The 20391-nt window shown below is 70.8% G+C and carries 17 protein-coding genes; 9 read left to right on the top strand and 8 right to left on the bottom strand.

Annotated features, from left to right (window positions below):
• Positions 1-54 precede the first annotated feature (54 nt).
• Both ABZV38_RS24110 and ABZV38_RS24105 read right to left on the bottom strand, forming a co-directional pair.
• Entirely contained in the window at positions 55-402 is a 348-nt protein-coding gene (locus ABZV38_RS24110; RefSeq protein WP_356330094.1) for a type II toxin-antitoxin system PemK/MazF family toxin, read from the bottom strand.
• A complete protein-coding gene (locus ABZV38_RS24105) occupies positions 395-619 on the bottom strand; it encodes a ribbon-helix-helix domain-containing protein (protein ID WP_030921349.1) in 225 nt (74 codons plus the stop codon). The genes ABZV38_RS24110 and ABZV38_RS24105 overlap by 8 nt, the downstream gene beginning before the upstream one ends.
• Before the next feature lie 103 nt (positions 620-722).
• Here ABZV38_RS24105 and pepN point away from each other — a divergent pair, with 103 nt between their 5' ends.
• Entirely contained in the window at positions 723-3299 is a 2577-nt protein-coding gene (gene pepN, locus ABZV38_RS24100) for an aminopeptidase N (protein ID WP_356330092.1), read from the top strand.
• A 134-nt stretch (positions 3300-3433) separates the two neighbouring features.
• On the opposite strand, the gene alc is transcribed toward pepN, so the two are convergent.
• The 5 genes from alc to ABZV38_RS24075 form a co-directional block, all read right to left on the bottom strand.
• Entirely contained in the window at positions 3434-4579 is a 1146-nt protein-coding gene (gene alc, locus ABZV38_RS24095; protein WP_356330091.1) for an allantoicase, read from the bottom strand.
• Between the two features lie 65 nt (positions 4580-4644).
• The gene (locus ABZV38_RS24090; protein WP_356330089.1) at positions 4645-5565 is read right to left on the bottom strand and encodes a LysR substrate-binding domain-containing protein; all 921 of its coding nucleotides are present in this window, start codon (positions 5563-5565) and stop codon (positions 4645-4647) included.
• A gap of 143 nt (positions 5566-5708) precedes the next feature.
• The gene (locus ABZV38_RS24085) at positions 5709-5939 is read right to left on the bottom strand and encodes a hypothetical protein (RefSeq protein ID WP_078878836.1); all 231 of its coding nucleotides are present in this window, start codon (positions 5937-5939) and stop codon (positions 5709-5711) included.
• 20 nt (positions 5940-5959) lie between these two features.
• The gene (malQ, locus tag ABZV38_RS24080; protein WP_356330087.1) at positions 5960-8266 is read right to left on the bottom strand and encodes a 4-alpha-glucanotransferase; all 2307 of its coding nucleotides are present in this window, start codon (positions 8264-8266) and stop codon (positions 5960-5962) included.
• Positions 8267-8497: a hypothetical protein gene (locus ABZV38_RS24075; protein ID WP_356330085.1), complete on the bottom strand. Its 231-nt coding sequence runs from the start codon at positions 8495-8497 to the stop codon at positions 8267-8269.
• A gap of 307 nt (positions 8498-8804) precedes the next feature.
• On the opposite strand from ABZV38_RS24075, the gene ABZV38_RS24070 reads away from it, so the two are divergent.
• The 4 genes from ABZV38_RS24070 (at position 8805) to ABZV38_RS24055 (ending at position 14545) form a co-directional block, all read left to right on the top strand.
• Positions 8805-11798 carry a beta-N-acetylglucosaminidase domain-containing protein gene (locus ABZV38_RS24070; protein WP_356330083.1) on the top strand — a complete coding sequence of 998 codons (2994 nt, stop codon included), beginning with the start codon at positions 8805-8807 and terminating at the stop codon, positions 11796-11798.
• A 113-nt stretch (positions 11799-11911) separates the two neighbouring features.
• Entirely contained in the window at positions 11912-12472 is a 561-nt protein-coding gene (locus ABZV38_RS24065; protein ID WP_356330081.1) for a PadR family transcriptional regulator, read from the top strand.
• On the top strand, positions 12469-13212 hold the full coding sequence (locus tag ABZV38_RS24060; RefSeq protein ID WP_356330079.1) for an ABC transporter ATP-binding protein: 744 nt from the start codon (positions 12469-12471) through the stop codon (positions 13210-13212). Before ABZV38_RS24065 ends, ABZV38_RS24060 begins: the two co-directional genes overlap by 4 nt.
• On the top strand, positions 13202-14545 hold the full coding sequence (locus ABZV38_RS24055; RefSeq protein WP_356330078.1) for an FtsX-like permease family protein: 1344 nt from the start codon (positions 13202-13204) through the stop codon (positions 14543-14545). Before ABZV38_RS24060 ends, ABZV38_RS24055 begins: the two co-directional genes overlap by 11 nt.
• A 53-nt stretch (positions 14546-14598) precedes the next feature.
• Here ABZV38_RS24055 and ABZV38_RS24050 read toward each other — a convergent pair whose 3' ends face one another.
• On the bottom strand, positions 14599-15135 hold the full coding sequence (locus ABZV38_RS24050; RefSeq protein ID WP_018552807.1) for an HNH endonuclease: 537 nt from the start codon (positions 15133-15135) through the stop codon (positions 14599-14601).
• A gap of 364 nt (positions 15136-15499) precedes the next feature.
• On the opposite strand from ABZV38_RS24050, the gene ABZV38_RS24045 reads away from it, so the two are divergent.
• The 4 genes from ABZV38_RS24045 (at position 15500) to ABZV38_RS24030 (ending at position 20390) form a co-directional block, all read left to right on the top strand.
• Positions 15500-16567, top strand: coding sequence for a mechanosensitive ion channel family protein (locus tag ABZV38_RS24045; protein WP_356330076.1), 1068 nt, complete (start codon positions 15500-15502; stop codon positions 16565-16567).
• A gap of 211 nt (positions 16568-16778) precedes the next feature.
• Complete coding sequence (locus ABZV38_RS24040; RefSeq protein ID WP_356330074.1) at positions 16779-18002, top strand: ROK family transcriptional regulator; 1224 nt, start codon at positions 16779-16781, stop codon at positions 18000-18002.
• 101 nt (positions 18003-18103) lie between these two features.
• Positions 18104-19441: an ABC transporter substrate-binding protein gene (locus ABZV38_RS24035; RefSeq protein WP_356330072.1), complete on the top strand. Its 1338-nt coding sequence runs from the start codon at positions 18104-18106 to the stop codon at positions 19439-19441.
• Between the two features lie 7 nt (positions 19442-19448).
• Complete coding sequence (locus ABZV38_RS24030; protein ID WP_356330070.1) at positions 19449-20390, top strand: sugar ABC transporter permease; 942 nt, start codon at positions 19449-19451, stop codon at positions 20388-20390.
• The last annotated feature ends 1 nt before the right edge of the window (position 20391 follow it).

The following is a 20391-nucleotide window of genomic DNA, read 5'->3' as shown; positions in this document are numbered from 1 at the left end:
GGTGGCCGCCCTTTCACATGCGCCGGAGACCGTAGGCGCCGCAGTTCGCACGCCTCAGAGCGCGAGGTGCCGTCGCAGGGCGGCGTCGATCTCGGCCATGCGCGGGCGCGGGACGGTGCCGATCCGCTTCAGGACACGGTCCGGAGAGACTGCCCGGACCTGCTCGCACTGGACCTTCGAGTCCTTCAGCAGACGGCTCTCGTCGGCCCTGAGGAGGACCTGGAACGTGAGAACACGCGCGGTGTTCGACGTCAGCGGCACCACGGTGATCACACCTCGCCCGCTGAGCTCCGCCGACTGGTTGGCCGCGTTGTTGGACACGATCACAGCCGGTCTGACCTTGTTGGCCTCACTGCCCCTGGCCGGCTCCAGATCGACCAGATGGATATCGCCTCTACGCATCGGCGATTCCGTCCCCCACCGTACGGTCCCAGAGCGCGGCGTCCTCGCTCGCGTCCCACTCCTCGAACGCCTCGGTGTACTCCGCCTCGAGTCCGGCGACACGCAGCAGCTCGATGGCGGCATGTATCACGGCGGACCGGGAATCCGCATCGGTCTTCATGGCGTACTCGTCGACGAAGGCGACATCCTCCTGCGGCAAGCTCACACTGATCTTCATACCAACCATGCTACCGCAGTAGGCAAACAGTGGCTACTCCGCTTCTCCCAGCGATCGACGTGGAAGGATGACCGGAAACGTCACCATCGAAGGAGATGACCGCGTGCCTGGCACGAATCTGACCCGCGAAGAGGCACAGGAGCGGGCGCGCCTGCTGACCGTGGACGCGTACGAGATCGATCTCGACCTCTCCGGAGCGCAGGAGGGCGGCACCTACCGGTCCGTGACCACCGTGCGCTTCGACTCCGCCGAAGCCGGCGCGGAGACCTTCATCGACCTGGTCGCCCCGGCCGTGCACGAGGTCGAGCTGAACGGCAAGGCCCTGGACGTGGCGGCCGTCTTCCGCGACTCGAGGATCGCACTGCCGCACCTGCACGCGGGCTCCAACGTGCTGCGGGTCGTCGCGGACTGTGCCTACACCAACACCGGGGAGGGCCTGCACCGCTTCGTCGACCCGGTCGACCAGCAGGCGTACCTCTACACGCAGTTCGAGGTCCCGGACGCGCGCCGGGTCTTCGCGAGCTTCGAGCAGCCCGACCTGAAGGCGACCTTCCAGTTCACCGTGAAGGCGCCGGCAAGCTGGACGGTCATCTCGAACTCCCCCACTCCGGAGCCCAAGGACGACGTCTGGGTCTTCGAGCCGACGCCGCGCATCTCGACCTACATCACGGCCCTGATCGTCGGCCCGTACCACGCGGTGCACAGCAGCTACGAGAAGGACGGCCAGTCCGTTCCGCTCGGCATCTACTGCCGCCCGTCGCTCGCCGAGTTCCTCGACGCGGACGCGATCTTCGACGTCACGCGGCAGGGCTTCGACTGGTTCCAGGAGAAGTTCGACTACGCGTACCCGTTCGCCAAGTACGACCAGCTGTTCGTCCCCGAGTTCAACGCGGGTGCGATGGAGAACGCGGGCGCGGTCACCATCCGCGATCAGTACGTGTTCCGTTCGAAGGTGACGGACGCGGCGTACGAGACGCGGGCCGAGACGATCCTGCACGAGCTGGCCCACATGTGGTTCGGCGACCTCGTCACCATGGAGTGGTGGAACGACCTGTGGCTGAACGAGTCGTTCGCCACGTACACGTCGATCGCCTGCCAGGCCTACGCGGAGGGCTCGAAGTGGCCGCACTCCTGGACGACGTTCGCCAACTCCATGAAGACGTGGGCGTACCGCCAGGACCAGCTGCCGTCGACGCACCCGATCATGGCGGACATCCGTGACCTGGACGATGTCCTGGTCAACTTCGACGGCATCACGTACGCCAAGGGCGCCTCGGTCCTGAAGCAGCTCGTGGCGTACGTCGGCATGGACGAGTTCTTCAAGGGCGTCCAGGCGTACTTCAAGGCGCACGCGTTCGGCAACACCCGCCTGTCCGACCTGCTGGGCGCGCTGGAGGAGACCTCCGGCCGCGACCTCAAGACCTGGTCGAAGGCGTGGCTGGAGACGGCCGGCATCAACATCCTGCGCCCGGAGATCACCACCGACGGGAACGGTCACGTCACCTCGTTCACCGTCCTCCAGGAGGCCCCGGCGCTGCCCGCCGGCGCCAAGGGCGAGCCGACGCTGCGCCCGCACCGGATCGCGATCGGCTGCTACGACCTCGACGAGGCCGGGAAGCTGGTCCGCACGAACCGGATCGAGCTGGACGTCGACGGCGAGCGCACCGAGGTCCCGTTCCCGGCGGGCACCGCCCGTCCGGCGGTCATCCTGCTCAATGACGACGACCTGTCGTACGCAAAGGTCCGCCTCGACGAGGAGTCGCTGCGGGTCGTCACCGAGCACCTCGGCGACTTCACCGAGTCGCTGCCGCGCGCCCTGTGCTGGGCGTCCGCCTGGGACATGACCCGCGACGGCGAACTGGCGACGCGCGACTACCTCTCGCTCGTCCTGTCCGGTATCAGCAAGGAGTCGGACATCGGCGTCGTCCAGTCGCTGCACCGCCAGGTGAAGCTGGCCCTGGACCTTTACGCGGCGCCGGAGTTCCGCGAGGCGGGCCTGACCCAGTGGACGGAGGCGACGCTCGCGCACCTGCGCGCCGCGGCGCCGGCCGGCGACCATCAGCTGGCCTGGGCCCGCGCCTTCGCGGCGACGGCCCGCAACCCGCACCAGCTGGACCTGCTGCGGGCACTCCTGGACGGCACGGAGACCATCGAGGGCCTTGCCGTCGACACCGAGCTGCGCTGGGCGTTCGTGGAGCGGCTGGCCGCGGTCGGCCTGCTGGACGAGGACGAGATCGCCGCCGAGTACGAGCGCGACAAGACCGCCGCGGGCGAGCGCCACGCGGCGACGGCCCGCGCTGCGCGTCCGTCGGCCGAGGCGAAGGCGGAGGCCTGGGCCTCGGTCGTCGAGTCCGACAAGCTCCCGAACTCCCTCCAGGAGGCGGTCATCGGCGGCTTCGTCCAGACCGACCAGCGCGAACTGCTGGCGCCGTACACGGAGCAGTACTTCGCGGCGGTGAAGGGCGTGTGGGACTCGCGCAGCCACGAGATGGCCCAGCAGATCGCCATCGGCCTCTACCCGTCGCTCCAGGTCTCGCAGAGGACCCTGGACGCGACGGACACCTGGCTGGCCTCGACGGAGGCCGGCGCGGGTCTGCGCCGGCTGATGTCGGAGTCGCGGGCGGGCGTGGAACGCGCCCTGAAGGCCCAGGCGGCGGACGCGGCGGCGGCGACCGCGTAGCGCAGCAGCAGCTGAGCAGCGAGTGGGGGGCGCCCCCTTCGGGGGCGCCCCCTTTCGTCTGCCCTCTTGCCTGCTCTCCTGCGTACCTTCGGAGGCTTTGGGCGAGTAGGCCACGTCTCGCTGCGCGGTGGGCGTTACGCGCCCGACTCCTCGTACCGGGCGGCCAGTTCGGCGGCGCCCGTCTCCGTCAGGGTGCCGTGCAGGCGCATGCGGGCCACTCCGCCGTCCGGGAAAGCGTCGAGGCGGACGTGGGTGACGACTGCCTGCGCGCGGAGAGGGAAGCGGTGGAGGGTGTCGGGCTGGAGCTTGGTGCGGGGGATGATGCCGAACCATTCGCCCGTCTCGCCGTTGCGGCCCTGGAGGGCGATCCAGCCGGCCGCGTTGCCCTTGAGGCAGGCCGTGTCGATCTCGACCGCGCGGACCGCACCCTGGGCGACCAGGCGGAAGCGGACCCAGTCGTTCGTGTCGCGGACGCGGCGGCGGCGGTTCTCCCAGCCGTCGTCCATCCTGCGGGAGGTGCCGGGCAGGATGATCTGGGTCGGTGAGGAGTAGAAGCGGTCCGAGGCGTCCTCGTACGCGCCGCCGTTGAGGACCGCGATCAGGTCGATCGTGCCGAGGGTCGCCAGCCAGGCGGGGTCGGGGATCACCTCGCCGTGGACGCGGAGGCGGGCGATGCCGCCGTCGGGGTGCTGGCAGAGGCGGATGTGGGTGTAGCGGCGGCCGCCGGCGATCTCGAAGCCGTTGGCCGCATGGCCGCGCACGGGGGTCGGCGGGACGATCTCCTCCCACTTCACGTCGTCGGCGAGGAGCTCCGAGGGGCTGGGCGAGCCCTCGACCGAGGCCGCCTGGACCGAGACGCGCTGCGGGTAGTTGCCACGGAAGTGGGCGGTGTCGACGACGATGCCGCGGATGATGCCGGGGGCGCCGAGTCGGACGAGAGCCCAGTCGTGGTCCTCGAGGGCCGGGAAGGGGTGTGCGGCGTCGGTGCCGCGGCGGCGACGGGTCTCCCAGCCGTCCATGATCTTGCCCTTGTGTCCGAAGTGCTCGGGGTCGAACACGGCGCGTTCGTGGTTCAGGAGGTTCTCACGCTCGGCGAAGAACTCATCGTTCGCGGCGATCACGCCCGCACCCAGGCGGCGGTCGGCGAGGTCCACCAGGCCTGTGAAGGGGAAGTCGCCGGTGCGGTAGTCGGCGTACGGGTCGCCCCCGCCGTACGGGGCTGCGTCGTTGGCGTGGGGGTCGTTGTCCTTGGCAGGGTTCTCGTTCACGTCGGAGGTCATGTACGGAACTGTCGTACCGAACGGACCATCAGGTCCATCGAAAGTTTTCGCACAATTCGTTCAGGTCAACTGAATGGTTCGGCACGGGCCGCGCTGACCTGCCGAAGCGCAGCCAGGACCCGGGCCACCGCCGGCCCGTCCTCCGCACCCTGCCGTACCGCGGCGACCACGTGGCGCCGGGGCAGGTCCGCCTCCAGGACGCGCATCACCACACCCCTACGGCGTTCCGCCGACGCCATCCGCGGGATCAGCGCGACGCCCATGCCCGCTTCGACCATGGCGAGAATCGCGGTCCACCCGGAGGCGCTGTGCGCCTGCTCCGGCACGAACCCGGCGGCCTCGCACGCGGCCGTGGTGATCTCCGACCAGGGGCCCGAACCGCCGAAGATCCACGGCTCGGCGGCGAGGTCGGCCAGCCGTAGCCCGGGGGCGTCCGCCAGCCGGTGTCCGGTGGGGAGGGCGACGTCGAGCGGGTCGGCGAGCAGGGGGAGGAGGGTGAAGCGGGGATCATGGGCGGTCGGCGCGTGCGCGGCGAGGGAGAGCGCGAGGTCGACGTCGCCGGCCGACAGGAGTTCGTACGCCTCCGCGGCCTCCGCCTCCCGTACCCGTACGAACGGTCCGGGCCGGTCGTCCGCGCGCAGGAGCCGGACCGTCGGCACGACGAGGGCGGGCACGGCCGTCGAGAACGCCCCGACTCGCACCTCCCCCGCCTCGCCCTGCAGATATCCGGTCAACTCCGCGTCGGCGCGTTCCAGTTGAGCGAAAACCGCTTCGGCGTGGCGGAGTACGAGATGTGCGGCGTCGGTGAGCCGGACCCGGCGGCCCTGGGCTTCCAGCAGGGGTACGCCGAGCTGCTTGGCCAGGTTGGAGAGCTGCTGGGACACCGCCGAGGGGGTCATCAGCAGCGCCTCGGCCGCTGCCGTGACGGTCCCGCGCTCGCTCAGCACGCGCAGGATCCGGAGCTTCCTGATGTCCCACTCGGTCATGTCCGCACATTAGCCGCCGCGGCGGGGCCGGCCCGTCCGGCCCCGGAACGCGAAACAGGGCGCCTCGGTGTGCTCACGCACTTCGAGGCGCCCTGAAAAGCGCTGGTGGGACTGCGCAGACCCGGCGCCGCGCAGCCGGCGGATCAGGCCTGCTTCTTGGACTTGTCCAGGAGCATGACCAGGCCCACGATGATCACGAACAGGGCGATGGGTGCCACGACGTAGAGGCCGATCGTGTCCATCACGCTCAGGCCGGAGCCCGGGTCGTCACCGTCGTCACGGGTCAGCGCAAGCGCGGGGGACGACATGAGCAGCATCATCAGCGTCGTACCGGCCGCCACGGCGCCGGCGCGCATTGCGTTCTTCTTGTCCACGGTGCAAACGTAGCGAACGTCTAGGAGCGGCGCGCGCCCGGGGGTGCCGTATGGGGCTCCACCTGTTCTTTCGGATGTCTGTCCATGGGCTTCAGTACCTCCATCAGATGGTGCAGACGGGGCGCTGAGGCAAGCTCCTCCAGGGTGACCGGGTGGCCTTCCGCGTCCGCGACGGGCAGCCGCCAGTTGGGGTACTGGTCCCAGGTGCCGGGCAGATTCTGCGGCCGGCGGTCGCCGACCGTGTCCGGGAGCCAGACGCCGACCATGCGGGCGGGGGTGCGCAGCAGGAAGCGGTGGACGGCGCGGACCGCCCCCTCCTCGTCGCCCTCGCCCTCCGGCAGCAGGCCGAGCCGGGTGAGGAGGCCGAGCCACGTGGCGGTGTCGGTGGCGTCCTCGGTCTGTTCCTGCTCCAGGGTGCGGGTGAGCAGACCCAGGCGGTGGCGGAGTGTCACATGGTCGCCGGTCAGCCGAGCGGCGGTGGACGGCAGGTCGTGCGTGGTGGCGGTGGCGAGGCAGCCTTCCCGCCAGTGCTCCGGGGCCAGCGGGCGGCCGGTGCCCGTCCAGTCGCGCTCGAACCAGAGCACGGAGGTGCCGAGCACTCCGCGCCGGGCGAGCGCCTCGCGTACGCCCGGTTCCACCGTGCCGAGGTCCTCCCCTATGACGACCGCGCCGGCCCGGTACGCCTCCAGGACGAGGACGGCGAGCATCGCCTCGGCGTCATGGCTGACGTACGTGCCCTCGGTGGGCGGTCTTCCCTCAGGGACCCACCAGAGCCGGAACAGACCCATGACGTGGTCGATGCGCAGGGCGCCGGCGTGGGCGAGGAGGCCGCGCAGCAGCCCGCGGTACGGGGTGTAGCCGGACGCGGCGAGGACGTCGGGCCGCCACGGGGGCAGCCCCCAGTCCTGACCGCGCGCGTTGAAGGCGTCCGGGGGCGCGCCGACCGACATTCCGTGCGCGAAGGCGTCCTGCTGGGCCCAGGCGTCGGCGCCGCCGGGGTGCACGCCGACGGCGAGGTCGTGGACGATGCCGACGGCCATCCCGGCGTCCCGCGCGGCGCTCTGGGCGGCGGCGAGCTGACTGTCGGTCAGCCAGGCGAGCCGGCAGTGGAAGTCGACCCGGTCGAGCAGCTCGCCGCGGGCGCGGGCGGTCCGGGGGGAGCGGGGATCGCGCAGTGCGGGCGGCCAGACGTGCCAGTCGGAGCCGTGCACCTCCGCGAGGGCGCACCACAGGGCATGGTCTTCCAGTGCCTGTCCCTGGGTGGCGAGGAAGTCGCAGTACGCGGCACGCCGGCCGGGGGTCAGCGGTACCTCCTGTACGAGTTCGAGAGCCTGGCGCTTGAGGTCCCAGACGGCGTCCCGGTCGATCAGGGCGCCCTTGTTCAGCACGGTGTCGCTGAGCGTTTCGGCACTCTGCCGCAGGTCGTCGAGGGCGGCCCGGTCCTGTACGTGCCCGTACTCCGGGATCGACTCGATGTGCAGATGGACGGGGTCGGGGAAGCGGCGTGAGGACGGGCGGTACGGCGACGGGTCGGTGGGTGTGCCCAGCACGGCGGCGTGCAACGGGTTGACCTGTACGAACCCGGCGCCGAGGGTCCGCCCCGACCAGGCGGCGAGATCGGCGAGGTCACCGAGGTCGCCCATGCCCCAGGAACGTCCGGAGAGCAGGGAGTACAGCTGGACGAGGAAGCCGTGGGTGCGCTGCGGCGGTTGGGGCACCCGGGCCGGGGCGACGATCAGGGTGGTGGTCGCGGCCCGGCCGTCCTGGGTGCGGACGGTCAACCGGTGCACCCCGAGCGGGGGTTCGGTCCACCAGGCGGGGGCCGGAGCGGATGCAACAGGACCGGAAGGGGTACTGCCGGTTCCGGTAGTCGATCCGACGGGGGCCGTCCCAGGGGGCGCCGTTCCGAAGGCTTTGGCGAAGCCCGTTCCGGAGACAGTGTCGGCTGCGGCACCGGAGACCGTGCCGATCGTCGTCGAAACGGCCGGATTCGGCTCTCCGCTCGGCACCCGCATCCGTGGCGGGAGAGGCAAGCCGGCCGCGTCCTCGGGCTCGATCTCCAGTGTCGTGCCGGGCCGCAGCCCGGTCAGGGCGGGCGGCAGCGGCTCGCCGGTCCACACCACCAGCGTGGGCGGGAGCAGCCGGGAGGCGGCCACCGACTCGGCGGCGGCCAGTGATTCCTGCACCGCTTCAGGGGTGGCGGCGTCCACGCCGAGCGCGGCGAGCACGGCGATGACCGTGTCGTCGGGGACGGACACCGTGACATCCGCGGACGGTGCGTAGGAGGTGGCGACGCCGTGCAGCGCGGCGAGCCGGGACAAGCCCATTCAGACTCCTGGGGACTCCGTGCCCCGCGCAGTGCCGGGGGCGGTCGGCTCGCTGGTCAGTGGGGCGATGACGGCGAGCGGCGGCTCGCTGGTCAGGGGTGCGGCATCGGCGAGCGGCGGCTCGCTCGTCAGGGGTATGGCGTCGGCGAACGCGGGCTCGCCCGTGAGCGGTCCGGGGCCCGGCACCTGTTTGGACAGGGCGGAGAGCAGAAGCTGCGCGGCAGCGGGCATGGCGGCCTCCTGGCCGTGGAGAACTGGACACAGCAGACCTACCCAGCGGGCACGGCCGCAGACATAGGCGTTACAACAACGACTTCAACGTGCCCTGGGTCACATTCCGTTCCCCAGCGGCCAGTTACCCGCAAGCTGTCCGCCGTTTTCGGCCATTCGGCGCCATCTCTCCTGTGGCCCCCCGGTCACTCCCGGAGCACCCCACCTGTCGCATCGGGCATATACGACACAACGGCCACACGCATTGACACCCTCACGCGTGGGGTGGTGGGCTCGGGGCCCATCGGTGGGAGCGAGGGAGTACGGCATGCAGCTCAGGCACAGAAAGCACGCGGCGGCCGTGGCTGTCGCCGTGCTCGGCGGACTGCTCTCCACCGGGACCCCGGCCGCCTTCGCCGCACCGTCGGACCCCGGCTCCCCCGCCGTCACCGCACCCGTCCGCACGGACGAGGGCGCGCTGCCCACCGTGTGGCCGCGGCCACAGACCATCAAGGCGTCCGGGACGGCCGTACCGCTCTCCTCCGAGGTGACTCTCGTCGGCGACACGCACGCCGATCCGTACGCCGTCGACGCCGCCAGGCAGGTGCTGCGCGACGCGGGGGTGCGGACCGTGCACGAGGCGCTGCCGGGGCGCGGGCCGGTCATCCGGCTCGGCGGCAACGGTGCGCAGGACGCCCTGCGCACGCTGCGCGTCCCCGAGCGCGCCGATCTGCCGTCCGGCGGCTACCGGATCGCGGTCGGCACGGTCGCGGGCCGATCCACCGTCGCCCTGGACGGGGTCGGCGACGACGGCCTGTTCCACGCCGTGCAGACGCTGCGTCAGCTGATCCGGAACGGGAGCGTCGCCGGCGTCACCGTGCGGGACTGGCCGGGTACCGCCGTACGCGGAATGACCGAGGGGTTCTACGGGCAGCCGTGGACCCACGAGGAGCGGCTCGCGCAGATCGACTTCATGGGGCGTACGAAGCAGAACCGGTACCTCTACGCGGCGGGCGACGACCCGTACCGGCAGGCCCGCTGGCGCGATCCGTACCCCGCCGATCGGCGCGCCGACTTCCGGGCGCTCGCCGAACAGGCCCGCGCCCGGCATGTGACCCTCGGCTGGGCGGTCGCCCCCGGCCAGGCCATGTGCATGTCCTCCGAGGGCGATGTGAAGGCCCTGACCCGGAAGATCGACGCGATGTGGGCGCTGGGCGTGCGCGTCTTCCAGCTCCAGTTCCAGGACGTCAGCTACAGCGAATGGCACTGCGACAGCGACGCCGACACGTTCGGTCGCGGCCCGAAGGCGGCGGCCAGGGCGCAGGCGCGGGTCGCGAGCGAGGTCGCCCGGCATCTCGCGCAGCGGCATCCGGGCTCGGAGCCGCTGTCGGTGATGCCGACGGAGTTCTACCAGGACGGCGCCACGGACTACCGGACCGCGCTCGCCAAGGAGCTGGACGACCGGGTGCAGATCGCCTGGACCGGGGTCGGAGTCGTGCCGCGGACCATCACCGGACGGGAACTGGCCGGTGCGCGCGCCACGTTCCGGCATCCGCTCGTCACGATGGACAACTACCCGGTCAACGACTACGCGCAGGACCGTATCTTCCTCGGCCCGTACACCGGCCGGGACCCGGCGGTCGCGATCGGCTCGGCGGCGCTGCTCGCCAATGCGATGAAGCAGCCGTCCGCGTCCCGCATCCCGCTGTTCACCGCCGCCGACTTCGCCTGGAACCCGAAGGGTTACCTGCCGCAGGAGTCCTGGCAGGCGGCGATCGACGATCTGGCGGGCGATGACGCGGGGGCCCGGGACTCGCTGCGTGCGCTGGCCCGGAACAATGCGACGTCCGTACTGGGCAGCGACGAGTCGGCCTATCTGCAGCCGCTGTTCGCCGCATTCTGGAAGTCCCGTACGACGGCGGATGCCACGGCGCAGGCGGATGCGGCGCGCGAGCTGCGAGCCGCGTTCACGGTGATGCGCCAGGCACCGCAGCGGCTGAAGGGCCCGGCGGACGGGCGGCTCGACGACGAAGTGCGTCCGTGGACCGAACAGCTGGCCCGGTACGGCCGGGCGGGCGAGCTCGCCGTCGATCTGCTGCAGGCTCAGGCGCGCGGTGACGGCGCGGCGGCATGGAAGGCGTCGCTGGCGCTGGAGCCGCTGCGGAAGGCCATCGGGGCGAGCGGTGCGACGGTCGGCAAGGGTGTCCTCGGCCCGTTCCTGGACCGGGTGCGCAAGGAGGCCGACGCGTGGACCGGCGCCGACCGGGACGCCGGTACGGTGACCGAGGCCCCAGGCAGCTATACGGTCCGGCTGAACCGGGCCCGCCCGATGGAGGCCGTGACCGCGATGACCGTTCCGGGCGTCGGGGCGGACGCGACGCTGCAGGCCCATGTGCCGGGCGAGGGCTGGCGCAGCCTCGGCCCGGTGTCGCGGACCGGCTGGACCCAGACGGCGGCCGAGGGCCTCAGAACCGACGCGATCCGGCTGATCTGGCCGACGGGCTCCGTGGCGACAGCCCCGGGCGCGAGCGCGGGCACGCTGCCGCCGATCGTCTCCGGAACCGTCACCGCACCCGAAGCCCCCCGGGTACGCGCCCTCGTGCCATGGTTCGGCGACGAACCCGCCGCCTGGCTCGATCTCGTACGCGGCGAGACCGACGCGGAGATCGGCGGCAGGCCGCAGCGGGTCGAGGCACGGCTCGCCGCCCGCCGTCCCGCGGCGGTGCACGGTGCACTCACCGCGAAGGCTCCGAAGGGCATCAAGGTGTCCGTGCCCGGTCGGACGACGGTGCCGCGCGGGTCCCGTACCGACGTCCCCGTGGAGATCACGGTCCCGGCGAACACGCCGGCCGGCGAGTACCAGGTGCCCTTCAGTTTCGGTGGCGAGGAGAGCACTCTCACCGTCCGGGCCTACCCTCGCACCGCCGGCCCCGACCTGGTCCGCACCGCCACCGCCTCCTCGTCCGGCGACGAGACCCCGGACTTCCCGGCCGCGGCCGCCTCGGACGGCGATCCCACCACCCGCTGGTCGTCCCCGGCCGAGGACGGCGCCTGGTGGCAGGTGGAGCTGGCGGAGCCCGCCAGGATCGGGCAGGTGGTGCTGCAGTGGCAGGACGCATACGCCTCCCGCTACCGCATACAGGTCTCCGCGGACGGCCGCACCTGGCGTACGGCGGCGACCGTCCGGGACGGCAAGGGCGGCCGCGAGTCCGTCCGGATGGACGCGAAGGACACCCGCTTCCTCAGGATTCAGGGCGACGGCCGGGGCACCGAGTTCGGCTACTCGCTCTGGTCGGTGGAGGCGTACGCCGTCGCGGAGTAACCGCGCACGTCCGGCACGAACTCCCGTGAAACACGGATGGTTCACCACTCCTGCGGTAGCTGCTCCCGCCCAAGTATTCACTCAGTACATATATCGAGTATATAGTCCGCGTCATGAGCACCCGCCATGTCCTTCTGGGACTGCTCGCCGGAGGTTCCAGGCACGGCTACGACCTCAAACGGCGGTACGACGAACGCTTCCCGCAGGCCCGCCCACTGGCCTACGGGCAGGTCTACACAACCCTGCAACGCCTGGTACGTGACGGTCTGGCCGCCGTCGAAGGCACCGATTCCGACGGTGGCCCCGAGCGCACCCTCTACCGCTCCACGGAGGAAGGATCACGCGAGCTCGCCAGGTGGGCCGACGAGGTCACCCCGCCTGCGCCTTTCGTGACGAACGAGATCTTCGCCAAGGTCGTCGTCTCGATCCTGGTCGCAGCGGCCGCCGGCGGCAGCGACCGCACGTCCGACGCAGCCACCTATCTCCTGGCCCAGCGTGCCGCCCACATGGCGCGCATGCGCGAACTGACCGAACTCAAGACAACACCGGGCACCGACCTCAGCACGGTGCTCTCCGCCGACTACGCCCTCGCCCATCTGGACGCCGACGTGCGGTGGATGACCACCACAGCGACCCGTCTCGCCACCCTGACCGCGGAGGTCGACACAGCATGAGTACGCAACCCGAGCAGCCCTCCCGGGCGACAGCGCCCCTGCTCACGGCCACAGGCCTGAAGAAGTCGTACGGGAGGGCCGCCCAGGCGCTGCGCGGCGCGTCGGTCGACCTCCACGCAGGTGAGATCCTCGCCGTCACCGGCGCCAGCGGCAGCGGAAAGTCCACGCTGCTGCACTGCCTGGCGGGGATCGTCCGTCCCGACGAGGGGTCGGTCTCGTACGGACAGGAGCGGCTCGACCGGATGCCCGAGGCGCGCCTCAGCGAGCTGCGGCGCACCGACTTCGGCGTGGTGTTCCAGTTCGGGCAGCTGATCCCCGAGCTCACCGCGCTCGACAACGTGGCGCTGCCGCTGCTGCTCGCGGGGACCGCCCGCGCCGCGGCGCAGAGTCGAGCCGACGAGTGGCTGGAGCGCTTCGGCGTGCGCGGACAAGCCGGTCTGCGGCCCGGCGAACTGAGTGGCGGCCAGAGTCAACGGGTCGCACTGGCACGGGCGTTGGTGACAGGGCCGAAGGCCGTCTTCGCGGACGAGCCGACCGGCGCGCTCGACTCGCTCGCAGGGGAGCAGGTGATGACCGCTCTGGTGCACGCCGCCCGCGAGTCCGGCACCGCGGTGCTGTTGATCACACATGACGCACAGATCGCGGCGTACGCGGACCGGGAGGTGTGGCTGCGGGACGGGGCCGTCCACTCCGGCACGCCGCAGTTCACCGCCCAGGAGGTCGCCCACCATGAAGGCTGACGCCCGCATCGCCTGGATCCTGACGCGCGGCTCGGACCGCCGTGAGTGGTGGCGGATCTCGCTCACCGCGGTGGGCGCCCTGCTCGCCACGGGCTTCGCCCTCGCGGCGATCACAGTCGCCGCCGTCTCGGGGCAGGTGTCGATCCCGTACGGGCACGGCCTGTTGAACGAGCCCGGCCTGCGCGCCGGTGTGGTGGTCACGCTGCTGCTCCTGCTCGTCCCTGTGCTCGGTTTCCTCGGCCAGTGCGCCCGCATCGGCGCCGTGCACCGCGACCGGCGGATGGCCGGGCTGCGGCTCGCCGGGGCGTCACCCGCGCAGGTGCGGCGCATCTCCGCGCTGGAGTCCGCGCTGGCGTGCCTGGCGGGATCGGTCGGCGGATTCGCCGTCTTCGCCGCGGTCCTCGCCGGCTCCGGTCACACGCCGGCACCGCAGACCTGGGCAGCCTTCGTGGTGGTCGTTCTCGTCGTGCCGGTGGTGGCCGCGCTGGTGAGCGCGCTCGCCCTGCGCCGGGTGGTGGCCTCGCCGCTCGGCTGGGTGCGCCGTGTACGGCCGGACGGCGGACACCGGACGCTGCTCGCGCTCCTGATTCCGACGGTGCTGATCGCCGCGGCGGCCTTCCTCATCGTTTTCCGGGGCAGCGGCCTCCGCGCCGCGTGGTTCCCGCTGCTGACGTTCGCCGTGGTGCTCCTCACTGGAGCGGGTGCGGTCTGGGCGGCCGGGGCGTCGGCCGCCTTCATGGGCCGACGGCTGACGGTCCGTGCGAAGAGTCCCGCGGTGCTGATAGCCGCGGGCCGACTCAAGGACGACCCGTGGGCCGCCGCGCGTACCCATGCCGCACTGCTGCTGGTGACTGTCGTCGGGGTGAGCTTCGTGGGCGTACGGGAAGTACTGCTCGCCACGTTGCACAGGCCTGGCGGCTACATGGCGCAGGGCCTCGGTTTCTACACCACCGGTATCGACCTCGCCGGGGCCGCCGTCCTGGTGGCCCTGGTCATCAGCCTCTCCGGCCTCGCCGTGGGCACCGCCGAGTCCCTTGCCACTCGCCGCAGAGGACTCGCCGCCCAGGCCGCGGCCGGAGTACCGCACGCGGTGCTGGCCAGGACCCTCCTCCTGGAGACCGCGCTCCCACTGGCCCCCGCGGTCCTGCTCGCGGGCATCGGCGGCATGGCGGTGCACCTCGCGTACGCCGCCGTCGTCGCACCCGGCTCCGTGCCCTCGATGCTCCCGCTGCTCGTACCCGTGGTGGTGTACGCCGCCTGTCTGCCGGCCGCGGCGACATCGCTGCCGCTGCTGCGGCGCGCGGCGCATCCCGCGGAGCTGCGGTTCACGTAGCGCGCGGCGCTCCGCGGATCCGCAGCCCCCCGGAGACGCAGAAGCCCGGATCGTCAGGCTGAAATGCCGTCGATCCGGGCCATTGCGTCGTCCGCGCCGAACGGTTGCAGGTACGGCAGCCATCGCGGGTCCCGGTGACCTGTCCCGATGATGCGCCAGGCGAGGCCGGTCGGCGGGGCGGGCTGCTGGTGCAGCCGCCAGCCGAGCTCCGGCAGATGACGGTCGGCCTTGACGTGGTTGCAGCGGCGGCAGGCCGCCACCACGTTGTCCCAGGCGTGCTGGCCGCCACGGCTGCGGGGAATGACATGGTCGACGCTGGTGGCTGCGGCGCCGCAGTACATGCAGCGGCCGCCGTCCCTGGCGAAGAGCGCCCGGCGAGTGAGTGGAACGGGCCCCCGGTAGGGGACCCGTACGAACCGCTTCAGGCGGACGACGCTGGGGGCCGGTACAGCACGGGTGGCACTGTGCATGAAGGCGCCGGACTCCTCGAGGCAGATGGCCTTGTTCTCGAGGACGAGGACGAGCGCGCGGCGGAGCGGTACGACGCCGAGCGGCTCGTACGACGCATTGAGAACCAGGACATGCGGCACGGTTGATGCCTCCTTGTACGCCGGCGGCGCGTGGCTCGCGCCGGGACGATCCGATCTCAGTCTCTCCTCCTGCCTGGTGGAAGCGCCACCACGTGCGAGTAACGGGCCGAAAGGATTTTCTCCGGCCCGCTGCGCACGCACCACCCGAAGACCCCCGGATCAGGCGCTTCGGGGCCGCCGCCGCGGCGGTCCCGGCCCGGTGTGCGATCGGCCACACCTGGCCCCGGCGCCCCGATTCGGCTCCGGCCCCCACCCCTTCTTTATCCCCGGGTGAGACGGGTCTCTCCCTCCGTCACGGCAACGGAGCACTTCCGATGCCCCGTTAGTGTGGTTGGTCAGTCCTCGCCGCTATGGAGGTTCCGCTGTGTCCCTGTCCGCGCTGTTGGCCGCTGCCCCGTCACCCGAGCCGGGCGGCTCGCTGGACGAAGCCGCCAAGCAGGCCGGCGATGCCGCGGGCTGGGTGGAGGAGAACTGGTCCACCTGGCTGAACACCGGTCTGCGCATCCTTCTCATCGCGGCGATCGCGATCGTGTTGCGCATCGCGATCCGTCGTGCTCTCAGCAAGCTCATCGAGCGGATGAACCGCAGCGCCCAGGCTGTCGAAGGCACCGCACTCGGCGGGCTGCTGGTCAATGCGGAACGGCGCCGTCAGCGCTCCGAGGCCATCGGGTCCGTCCTCCGGTCGGTCGCCTCGTTCCTGATCCTCGGTACGGCCGCCCTGATGATCCTGGGCGCGTTCCAGATCGATCTGGCCCCGCTGCTCGCCTCCGCCGGTGTCGCCGGTGTGGCGCTCGGCTTCGGCGCGCGCAACCTCGTCACCGACTTCCTCTCCGGTGTCTTCATGATCCTGGAGGACCAGTACGGCGTCGGCGACACCATCGACGCGGGTGTCGCCTCCGGCGAGGTCATCGAGGTCGGGCTGCGGGTCACCAAGCTGCGCGGTGACAACGGCGAGATCTGGTACGTCCGCAACGGCGAGGTGAAGCGGATCGGCAACCTCAGCCAGGGCTGGTCGACCGCCGGGGTCGATGTGCAGGTACGCCCCACGGAGGAGCTCCACCGGGTACGTACGGTGATCACCGAGGCCGCCGCGCTGATGGCCAAGGAGGACCCGTGGAACGAGCGCCTGTGGGGTCCGGTGGAGATTCTCGGCCTGGACTCCGTGCTCCTCGACTCGATGACGGTCCGGGTGACGGCGAAGACGATGCCGGGCAAGTCCCTGGGCGTGGAGCGCGAGCTGCGCTGGCGGATCAAGCGGGCCTTCGACGAGGCGGGCATCCGGATGGTCGGCGGCGTACCGGCGCAGCCGGACGAGCCGTCGGCGGCGGACCCGACGGCCGCAATGGCTGCCCCGTCGGCGTACGCGTCGACGACGTCGCCGCAGTCACTGGCCACGTCGCCGCTCACCCCGCCGCCGAACCTCGGCAAGTAGCACCTCGCACCCGAAGGGCGTCCCGCCGGTCCCAGGAGGCCGGGCGGGGCGCCCTTCGGTGCGAAATCGGCGTGAATGCGGCTTGACCCGCCCTGCAGGTAACGCTTTGGTTGCCACAGAGGCCCTTCCCATTGACGGGCCGGTGACGTGCGTCATACCGTCCCTTCATCGAATAGGAAAGTTTCCTAACAGAGGGCAGGTGGCAGTGCTCATGGCCGGAACAACACCGGGCACCCCCCGCGTCCTGCGGGCCATGAACGACCGGGCCGCCCTCGATCTGCTGCTGGAGCACGGCCCCCTCTCCCGGACGAGGATCGGAAAGCTGACGGGCCTCTCCAAGCCCACCGCTTCGCAGCTGCTGGCCCGGCTGGAGGCGGCCGGTCTGGTCGTCGCCACCGGCACCGTCGCGGGACGGCCGGGGCCCAACGCCCAGCTGTACGCGGTGAACGCCCGGGCCGCCCATGTCGCCGGGCTCGATGTGAACGCCCAGCGGATCCTCGCCGCCGTTGCCGATGTGACCGGCGAGACGGTCGGCGAGTTCGAGCTGCGCACCCCCGGCCGGCGCGCCGACAGCGTGGTGCGGCAGGTGGCCGAGGCGCTGGACGGCGCGGTCAAGGACGCCGGACTCACCCGCGCCGAGGTGCACCGGGTGGTCATCGGCACACCGGGCGCCTTCGACCCCGGCACCGGACGGCTGCGGTACGCCTCCCACCTGCCCGGCTGGCACTCCCCCACGCTGCTCGACGAGCTGGCCGCGTTCCTGCCGATGCCGGTCGAGTACGAGAACGATGTGAACCTCGTCGCCGTGGCCGAGCAACGGCTCGGGGCGGCCCGCGGTCACGACGACTTCGTCCTGCTGTGGAACGAGGAGGGGCTCGGCGCCGCCCTCGTCATCAACGGGCGGCTGCACCGCGGCTTCACCGGCGGCGCCGGTGAGGTCGGCTTCCTGCCGGTGCCCGGCGCCCCGCTGGTCCGCCAGGTCACCAAGGCGAACTCGGGCGGCTTCCAGGAACTGGCGGGCGCACAGGTGCTGTCCCGGCTGGCCAAGCAGCTCGGCATCGACGACGAGCTGAGCCGCGCGGACGGAACCCACCATGAGGTCGCGGCCGGCCTGGTCGCCCGGGCCGCCGAGGCCGCGGAGCGCGGCGAGGACGGCCCGTACCTCCGGCTGCTCGATCTGTTCGCCACCGGGCTCGCGACCGGTCTGGCCTCCATGATCGCCGTACTCGATCCCGAACTCGTGGTGCTCTCGGGCGAGTTGATCACGGCCGGCGGTGAACCGCTGCGCGAGCGGGTGCAGGCGGAACTCGCCGAACTGGCGGCCTCCCGGCCCCGGCTGATCACCGGCGACGTGACCCACCGGCCCGTACTGCGCGGGGCGCTGGAGAGCGCCCTCGCCACGACCCGCGACGAAGTCTTCGACACCTCACGCTGACCCCCTGCTGCAGCCGTCCCTCTGCAGACCCGCACCTTCACAGACCCGCACGTCCGCAGACCCAGCCTCTTCCCCGTCCCAACCCATCGGGAGACACTGCCATGTCCGGAAACCGTCGGAAGGCGGCCGCCGCGCTCGCCGCGACCGCCGCGATATCCCTCTTCGCCTCTGCCTGTACCGGTCAGAGCAGCAACGGCGCCAGTGATGATCCGTCCAAGGAGACGACCATCAACTTCTGGCACGGCTGGAGCGCCCCGAGTGAGGTCAAGGCCATTCAGGCCACCGTCGACGCCTTCGAGAAGGCACACCCCAATATCCATGTGAAGGTCGTCGGCAATATGACCGACGACAAGATCAACCAGGCGCTGCGGGCGGGCGGTTCCAAGGCCCCCGACGTGGTCTCCTCGTTCACCACGAACAATGTGGGCAAATTCTGCTCGTCCAAGGCATTCGTCGATCTCAACTCATTCCTGAAGAAGGACGGGATCGACCCGGACAAGACGTTCCCGAAGGCGATGAACGATTACACCCAGTACAACGGGGTGCGCTGCACGCTGCCGCTGCTCGGTGACGCGTACGGGCTGTACTACAACAAGGACGCGTTCAAGGCCGCCGGGATCACCGCCCCGCCGAAGACCTGGTCGGAACTGGCCGATGACGCCAAGAAGCTGACGAAGACCAAGGGCGACTCGTACGAGCAGCTCGGCTTCATGCCGAACTACCACGGCTACGAGTCGACGACCGAGCACTACCTCGGCGGCTGGAACCCGGCGTACTTCGACGCCGACGGCAAGTCGAACATCGCCAAGGACCCGGCCTTCGCGTCCATGCTCACCACGCAGAAGAAGCTGGTCGACGAGCTGGGCGGCTACGCGAAGCTGGAGAAGTTCCGCACCTCGTTCGGTGACGAGTGGGGCGCCAAGCACCCCTTCCACACCGGCCAGGTGGCCATGCAGCTGGACGGCGAGTGGCGGCTCGGCATGGCCGAGGACACCCAGCCGAAGTTCGAGATCGGGGTGGCCCCGATGCCCGTCGCCGACGACGAGGCCGACACCTACGGCAAGGGCTACCTGACCGGCACCATCGCCGGTATCGCGTCCACCTCCACCAAGCAGAACGCGGCGTGGGAGCTGGTGAAGTTCATGACGACCGACACCGACGCGGTGGTCGACTTCGCCAACGCCATTCACAATGTGCCGTCGACGATGGAGGCGCTGAAGTCGCCGAAGCTGAAGTACGACCCGCGGTTCAAGACCTTCCTGGACATTGCCGAGAACCCCCACAGCACCACCACCCCGCCCTCGGTGAACGGCGGCGCGTACCTGGTGTCCCTGCAGAACCTCGGATTCGACATCGAGAAGGGCAAGCAGACGGACATCAAGGCGGGTCTGGAGAAGACCGCCAAGGAAATCGACGCGGCGATCGCACAGGCGAAGTAGCACCTCAATGACCACCTACACACTCCGATTGAAGCGCCGCCGGGCCGCCCTGCGGACGGCGGCCTTCATGTCGCCGTGGCTGATCGGGTTCGGTGTCTTCTTCGCCTACCCGCTGATCTCCACGCTCTATTTCTCCTTCACCCACTACGACGGCTTCGCGGCCCCGGAATTCAACGGACTGAAGAACTGGTCGTACGTCTTCAACGACTACCCGCTGTTCTGGCCCGCCCTGCGGAACACCCTGTGGCTGGTCGTGGTGATGGTCAGCTGCCGGGTCGTCTTCGGTCTCGGCGTCGGCCTGCTGATCACCAGGATCAAGACGGGTACGGGTGTCTTCCGCACCCTGTTCTACCTGCCGTATCTGGCCCCGCCGGTCGCGGCGACCCTGGGCTTCGTCTTCCTGCTCAACCCGGGGACGGGGCCGGTCAATTCGATCCTCGGCGATCTGGGGCTGCCCACGCCGGGCTGGTTCACCGACGCCGCCTGGTCCAAGCCGGCCCTGACCGCACTCGCGGTGTGGGGGGTGGGCGACCTGATGGTGATCTTCATGGCCGCGCTGCTCGACGTACCGAAGGAGCAGTACGAGGCGGCGGAACTGGACGGGGCGACCGCGTTCCAGCGGTTCCGCTTCGTCACGCTGCCGAACATCTCGCCGATCGTGATGTTCGCCGTGGTCACCGGGATCATCCAGACGATGCAGTACTACACCCAGCCGCTCGTGGCGGGGAAGGTCGCCTCGGGCGTGATGGGCGGCTCCGGGCAGCAGTTCGAACCGGGCTATCCCGACAAGTCGACACTGACGCTTCCGCAGCTCGTCTACAACCTCGGCTTCCAGCGTTTCGACTACGGGTCCGCCTGTGTGGTCGCGCTCGTTCTCTTCGTACTCGCCATGGCGTTCACCGCACTGCTGATGCGGCGCCGCAGCGGGCTGATCCAGGCAGGTGAGTGAC

The sequence above is a fragment of the Streptomyces sp. NPDC005181 genome (assembly GCF_040608395.1).
Classification (GTDB): Bacteria; Actinomycetota; Actinomycetes; order Streptomycetales; family Streptomycetaceae; genus Streptomyces.
The sequence above is the reverse complement of the archived record's forward strand: the minus strand, read 5'-3'. Positions and strand labels throughout refer to the sequence as shown.

Coding starts and splice junctions, on each gene's coding strand:
- ABZV38_RS24055 (WP_356330078.1), top strand. CDS start 13,202: ATGAAGGCTGACGCCCGCATCGCCTGGATCCTGACGCGCGGCTCGGAC.
- alc (WP_356330091.1), bottom strand. CDS start 4,579: ATGACCTCCGACGTGAACGAGAACCCTGCCAAGGACAACGACCCCCAC.
- ABZV38_RS24065 (WP_356330081.1), top strand. CDS start 11,912: ATGAGCACCCGCCATGTCCTTCTGGGACTGCTCGCCGGAGGTTCCAGG.
- ABZV38_RS24040 (WP_356330074.1), top strand. CDS start 16,779: ATGGCCGGAACAACACCGGGCACCCCCCGCGTCCTGCGGGCCATGAAC.
- malQ (WP_356330087.1), bottom strand. CDS start 8,266: ATGGGCTTGTCCCGGCTCGCCGCGCTGCACGGCGTCGCCACCTCCTAC.
- ABZV38_RS24030 (WP_356330070.1), top strand. CDS start 19,449: ATGACCACCTACACACTCCGATTGAAGCGCCGCCGGGCCGCCCTGCGG.
- ABZV38_RS24035 (WP_356330072.1), top strand. CDS start 18,104: ATGTCCGGAAACCGTCGGAAGGCGGCCGCCGCGCTCGCCGCGACCGCC.
- ABZV38_RS24070 (WP_356330083.1), top strand. CDS start 8,805: ATGCAGCTCAGGCACAGAAAGCACGCGGCGGCCGTGGCTGTCGCCGTG.
- ABZV38_RS24060 (WP_356330079.1), top strand. CDS start 12,469: ATGAGTACGCAACCCGAGCAGCCCTCCCGGGCGACAGCGCCCCTGCTC.
- ABZV38_RS24075 (WP_356330085.1), bottom strand. CDS start 8,497: ATGCCCGCTGCCGCGCAGCTTCTGCTCTCCGCCCTGTCCAAACAGGTG.
- ABZV38_RS24105 (WP_030921349.1), bottom strand. CDS start 619: ATGAAGATCAGTGTGAGCTTGCCGCAGGAGGATGTCGCCTTCGTCGAC.
- ABZV38_RS24090 (WP_356330089.1), bottom strand. CDS start 5,565: ATGACCGAGTGGGACATCAGGAAGCTCCGGATCCTGCGCGTGCTGAGC.
- ABZV38_RS24110 (WP_356330094.1), bottom strand. CDS start 402: ATGCGTAGAGGCGATATCCATCTGGTCGATCTGGAGCCGGCCAGGGGC.